Source organism: Endozoicomonas sp. ONNA2 (assembly GCF_024606365.1).
Lineage (GTDB): Bacteria > Pseudomonadota > Gammaproteobacteria > Pseudomonadales > Endozoicomonadaceae > Endozoicomonas.
In genome coordinates, this window is the sequence record NZ_JAHHPO010000177.1 from 1 (window position 1) to 5,450 (window position 5,450).

At 49.1% G+C, this 5,450-nt stretch carries 3 protein-coding genes; 1 reads left to right on the forward strand and 2 read right to left on the reverse strand.

What is annotated here, in order from left to right; all coding sequences use genetic code 11:
* Nucleotides 1-137 precede the first annotated feature (137 nt).
* The gene (locus KDK14_RS03175; protein ID WP_257263573.1) at nt 138-1,253 is read right to left on the reverse strand and encodes an enoyl-CoA hydratase/isomerase family protein; all 1,116 of its coding nucleotides are present in this window, start codon (nt 1,251-1,253) and stop codon (nt 138-140) included.
* 171 nt (nt 1,254-1,424) lie between these two features.
* The gene (locus KDK14_RS03180) at nt 1,425-4,244 is read right to left on the reverse strand and encodes an insulinase family protein (RefSeq protein ID WP_257263574.1); all 2,820 of its coding nucleotides are present in this window, start codon (nt 4,242-4,244) and stop codon (nt 1,425-1,427) included.
* Between the two features lie 521 nt (nt 4,245-4,765).
* On the opposite strand from KDK14_RS03180, the gene KDK14_RS03185 reads away from it, so the two are divergent.
* On the forward strand, nt 4,766-5,323 hold the full coding sequence (locus tag KDK14_RS03185; RefSeq protein ID WP_257263575.1) for a hypothetical protein: 558 nt from the start codon (nt 4,766-4,768) through the stop codon (nt 5,321-5,323).
* Nucleotides 5,324-5,450: the final 127 nt, after the last annotated feature.

The window sequence follows — 5,450 nt, forward strand, 5'->3', positions numbered from 1 at the left end:
TGGTCTAAAAAGTCGGAAATTTTTAGTAAATAGAACCACTATTCACTAAAAATTCTGATTCTGAGGAGAATAGCGGGGCTATTTGATGAAGAAGCAGGAATTTTTAAACCAATTTATCGCAACCGCAGTACGGCAGACTATTCTCGGACAGCCTCCTGGAGGCCGCGAAGCGGATTGTCAGGCCAGGGTGAGCTGAACAATTTATTCAATAATTGTTCATCGACCTGATCAACGGCGTTAAACTTCCACCGGGGGTTGTTGTCCTTGTCAACCAGCAGGGACCGGACACCTTCGCAGAAATCTCCATGAAGTACCGTATTCACAGACAGGACCAACTCACTCTGAAATGCCTCTTTAAGGGACATGTGACGGGCTTTGTGTAACTGTCGATAGCCAATAGCTGCCGACAGTGGCGAACCATGGAGTGCGGTTTTTCTCGCGGCCAGCAGCCACTCATCATCGGTCTCAAGGCTATCAATGGCAGACATCACACCGGCCAGGGATGGTTGATCCATCAGGCTGACAATTAAGTCCCGATGCTCACGCACCTTCGAATAGGGTAGCCAGCCGGCACTTTTTTCCCGGTATTTCTGCATCACCCCATAAACCACAGCGTGGGTTTCAGAAGCGTTCCAGCTCGCTTGCTGCAGAGACTCCAGAACATTGTCACAAAAAGCATGGTCGATAAAACGGTTCGCCAGGCCAACGTAGATCGCATCAGCCGCATTAAGCCGACACCCGGTCAGCGCCATAAACAGGCCAAGCCTGGCGGGCAGATGGCTGAGAATCCAGCTGCCGGCAACGTCCGGGTAGAGACCAATACTGATTTCCGGCATGGCCAGCGTTGAGGTATCGGTCACTATTCTGAAATCAGCACCAGCCATCAAACCAATACCGCCTCCCATCACAATGCCATTACCCCAGCAGATCACTGGCTTTGGGTAGGTGTGAATGGTGTAGTCAACACGATACTCAGTGGCAAAAAAATGAACGGGTACTTCCTGCTTGCCATCAATCACAGCCTGCCTCAGCGCCAGCACATCAGCACCGGCACAAAAGGCCTTTTCGCCGCTGCCCCGGATAAACACAGCAACAATTTCGTCATTATCACGCCAGTCAGACAATTGGCTGAGCAGCGAGTCAATCATGGATTGATTTAATGCGTTCAAAGCATTTTCAGCATTCAGCGTGATCAGACCAATATTTTTATTACCCCGGGCATTCAGTTCGGAAAACAGAACGTCAGCGGCCATACACATTACCCCTTCTTATCCGTTGGCAAAAAGCATAGGTAACTGAGTCTTGATTATCAACGAAAATACCACAAGGGAAGCAAATGGTATGAAAGTGGAATAGAAAACAGGCAACCAATTCAACAGATAATGAGGTGTTCAGGAGGCAGCAATCACTGCCTCGAAAGAAAGCTATTTACTGACTGGCAGATCGTCCAGACAACCAATGGTGTTGCATTCGATTCTGTCAGTCTCTTTCCGGTACGCCTTTTTGTGAGGCACACCAAAGGAACGGATAACCAGCTTGCCTCTATTTGTCACCAGCCTCGCCAGGGCAGACTGCATATCCGAGGGCTTGAGTTGGCGAATTTCATCAGCAATCTTCTCTCGATTGTCAAAATCCAGTTCGCCACTGGCGATTCCCTGCCAGAAACGGCCATTACGCTCATCCATATTGTCGTCTTTCTTTAGCAGGTCACCGATTAACCCCTGACGGTACTGTTCCAGCTCCTGGTCTGTCAGTTCTGCCAGCACCGCCTTTTGAGCGTTCAAAAACTGATCAACACGATTTTCCAGGCCAATAGGATCCAGCTTTGGCGATTGCACAACAAAAATGACGCCGGGATGTTTCTCAAAGGGGCGAGGTCCGGCAAACACCACGTACCCTAACTGCTGTTCCGTACGCAGGCTGTTAAAAAACGGATTTGCCAGAAGTCGGCCAAGCAAGGCGTATCGGGCACGTTCCCGGTTATCCGTCTCGGGCATCTGGTAATAACTGATCAGCATTGAGTCATCGTGCTCAATATCCCTATTCAGAACACGATTTGTGTCTCCCAGAAGGTGGAAGGGCAGATCAAAGCGGTCCCGACGGTTGTGGTCATTCAGTAATACCGACGCCACCATTGACGACAGTGTTAATGCCTCCTGCTGACTGTGGTTGCCATACACCAGCATTTCTATATGAATCTGCTGGTAAAAGGCATGGGCATAGTTAATCAGTTGCTCATAAGTCACCTTTTCAGCAGCATTCAACAGAACGTCATCTTCATGGTAGGAAGGATAGGTTACCTGGCTGAGCGCATCCATTCCCAACCGGTAAGGCGCATGGAACTTCTTATTTTTCAGCCCTCTGACCAGTGCGGCCTGTTCCTGTTCAAAAGCACTCTTCTCAGGCTTGAAGGTTGCTATTGCCTTGAGAATATCTTCCAGCAGCACGGCCTGTTTGTCCTGATATCCGGCCAGGCTGATTAATAGTCCACGCCGCCCGGCGGTGATGCTGTAATTAAGACCAGCCTCCCTGGCCGGATAACCGTATTCATTGAGACTTCGTGCCAACAGGGACTTGTATATCTGGATCAATACACTATCGTCGGGGGTGGCTGAAGCCGCCGGTGTAGAAATCATCACCCGCACATTGCCCCGGGGCATATTGAAGCTGGTATCGGTCAGGCTCCATAGCCGTAATCCCGGCTGTTCAAGAATAACCGTCGGCTCACTGACCTCGGGGCTGTCATGCAGCCCAAGGTTGCTGGCGATGAACGGGTTAGGTTCAGGAATAGTCAGTGATTGTCGGGCAATGGGCGTTTTCAGCCGTGTGACCAGTTCATCCGAGAGAGGCTGTATGCTGTATTGAGTCGCAAAGTACGGCTCGACCTTATCCGTAGAGAGGTTCTGGGCAATGACCACCTGACGTAGATTTTCCGGGGTCATTCTGGCCAGATAACCAAAGATCAGCTCAGGGTCATAGGAGTCATGGAGGTAATTTGCTTCCAGCAAGTGCTCCGGTGGCAGATAGTGCATTCTGGCAGCCAGCCCTGAGACAGTCTGCTGCGGATTACGGTCTTCCTGGTAGCGAAAGGCCAGTTCTGCAATTTGTTTGCTCTCCTCATAGAGCCATGGCTGGAGGCCTTCTCTGCGAATCAGGTCAAGATAGTCAAATACTGTTGCCGTGATCTCATCCACCCGGGTCAACCCTTCTGGCGTCAACTCCATGCGAACGGTAAACTCACTGTACTCATTGGGAAGGTCACTATTGTACGCTGCCAGTGAATCAATCAGGCCCCGTTCTTTCAACACACTGTGCAAACTGCCTTTGCCTTCATAGCCAATGATTCGGGCAAGATACCCCAGTGGCTTGACATGATAAAAAGGCTGTACGCTGGGCATCGGAAAACCCAGTGACAACACCCGGGTATCTTTTAATGGCACAATATTGATACGGGCCTGCAATTCATCCCGGGTATAGGGCGGTTTACCAATGTGCAAATGGGGTCTTGCCCCTGACGGAACGGCGGAAAAAGAGCTATTTACCCACTGTTCAAGTCTGTCCAGTGGCTCTTTGCCATAAACAACAACGCCCATGTTGGCTGCAACATAGTACTTCTCATGAAAATCCTTTAATGACTGCCAGAGCTGCCCGTCACGATCATGCAGCGTGTCAAGGCTGCCGATATTAAACCGGCTTTTCGGGTGATCCGGGTTCGACGTAGCATTAAGCGCCAAAAAGAGACGCCAGCCATCTTCTCTGGCGTGCAGACGGTACTCGGAATCGACCGCATTTTTTTCCCGCTCTATGTAGTTCGGGTCCAGCCCGGGCGCAATAAAAAACTGGGCAAGGCGATCCAGCGCTGGCTGCAACTGGTCGCTGATGACATCAAAGTAGTAATTGGTACGCACATCAGCAGTATAAGCGTTACTGCTGCCACCATTGGCACGAATAAATTCAGAGTAACTGTCCACGTCCGGGTACTTTTGGGTCCCCATAAACAACATATGCTCAAGAAAGTGGGCAAGCCCAAGGCGGTCATCGGGGTCCTGGTAACTACCAACATTGACATCCACAGCAGCAGCAGACTTGTCGGTGTCCGGGTCGGAAATCAGTAGCACCTTAAGGCCATTAGCCAACGTGATATAGCGATAATCGCGGTCATCAGCCGGGCTTTTTATTATGTCTCCAGGGGTCACAAGGGCTTCTCTCTCCGTTGTCATTGAACAGCCTGCTATTGAAACCATGGTTAATACTCCTGCAACCATTGACACCAGTTTTTTTAACATATCAGCTTTTATTGTCCTGAACATCATATAATCTTTTGGTCTATCCTGAGTTGTTCCGCTTGCTGGCATTGTGCAGAGATACTAACAGAAATTTACCAGGGCCAATCTGCAAATTACCAAGTTCAGAAAACCGTTATGGACTACTGGCAAATCACCAGTTATTCGTATTCATCACTGAATCAATGCAAAGTCAGCATGGCGCATCTTTATGTGGACTACAACAGTTATACTGTGTTTTCCATGCAGTGACCCTTAGTCTTGCGGGAATACCGCATCACATCGGTGTCAATATTCATTGATCTCATAAAAATCCGGGTAGTTTGTAGCAATTTTAACTCGCTTTTCGATCATGGATACTTGAACCCGGAATTGACCTCACGCTTTTTAACAGTGCCAGGATCAACGGCATCAGTATTCTGCCCGGTTTCAGACTGTCAGCTGCTATAGTTGTTCGATCAACCTATGCCAGAGAACCCGCGATGAAGGATTGCGTCGTTTTTTATGGTGCCAGTGTCACCAGTCGGTCAAAAACTCAGGCCCGGGAAATTATTGACCGTGCGATACGTATCTGTGAGTTGCTCAGAAACTACGGTTTCCAATGCCATGCCGATGTTGTTCTGGATGACAAGCTGCATAGCCGGTCAGCAGCGTCCATAACCAATATTCCTGAAAAGTTTCTCAAGCTCAGTACCGAAGAACAGGTCAATAAGCTGTCCCCGTTTCGTGCCTCTGATCCAATTGAGCTGCATAAAGAACTGGCCTGCTACTACTGGGGGCTGGACAGTTTGAGAAACGCCCGTTTCTGTCTCTGGGATTTGACCTACCCATCGACAGGTGCCGGCTTCGAACTGGCCACCGCTCTGACACTGGGTAAAAAGTGCTTCTGTTTTTCCGAAAACGCCCGAATATCATCCACAGTGTGCGGCTATCCACTGAACTCCCTGACGATTAGCAACTATGGTGAAGGGTTTGAGCAACAGTTACTTGAATTCATCAAAATCAGTGACCGGAGTTTCATTGACAACATCAGTGAATAAAGACAGCTCAATACCACCATAATCACAAATTGCCGGTATGCATTTTATCTGGCAAGTCGCTGTGATTCCCGGAGTAAGGAGTGGTCTAAAAATAACTTTCCCATTTTAAACTCAGTGTTCCTGATGA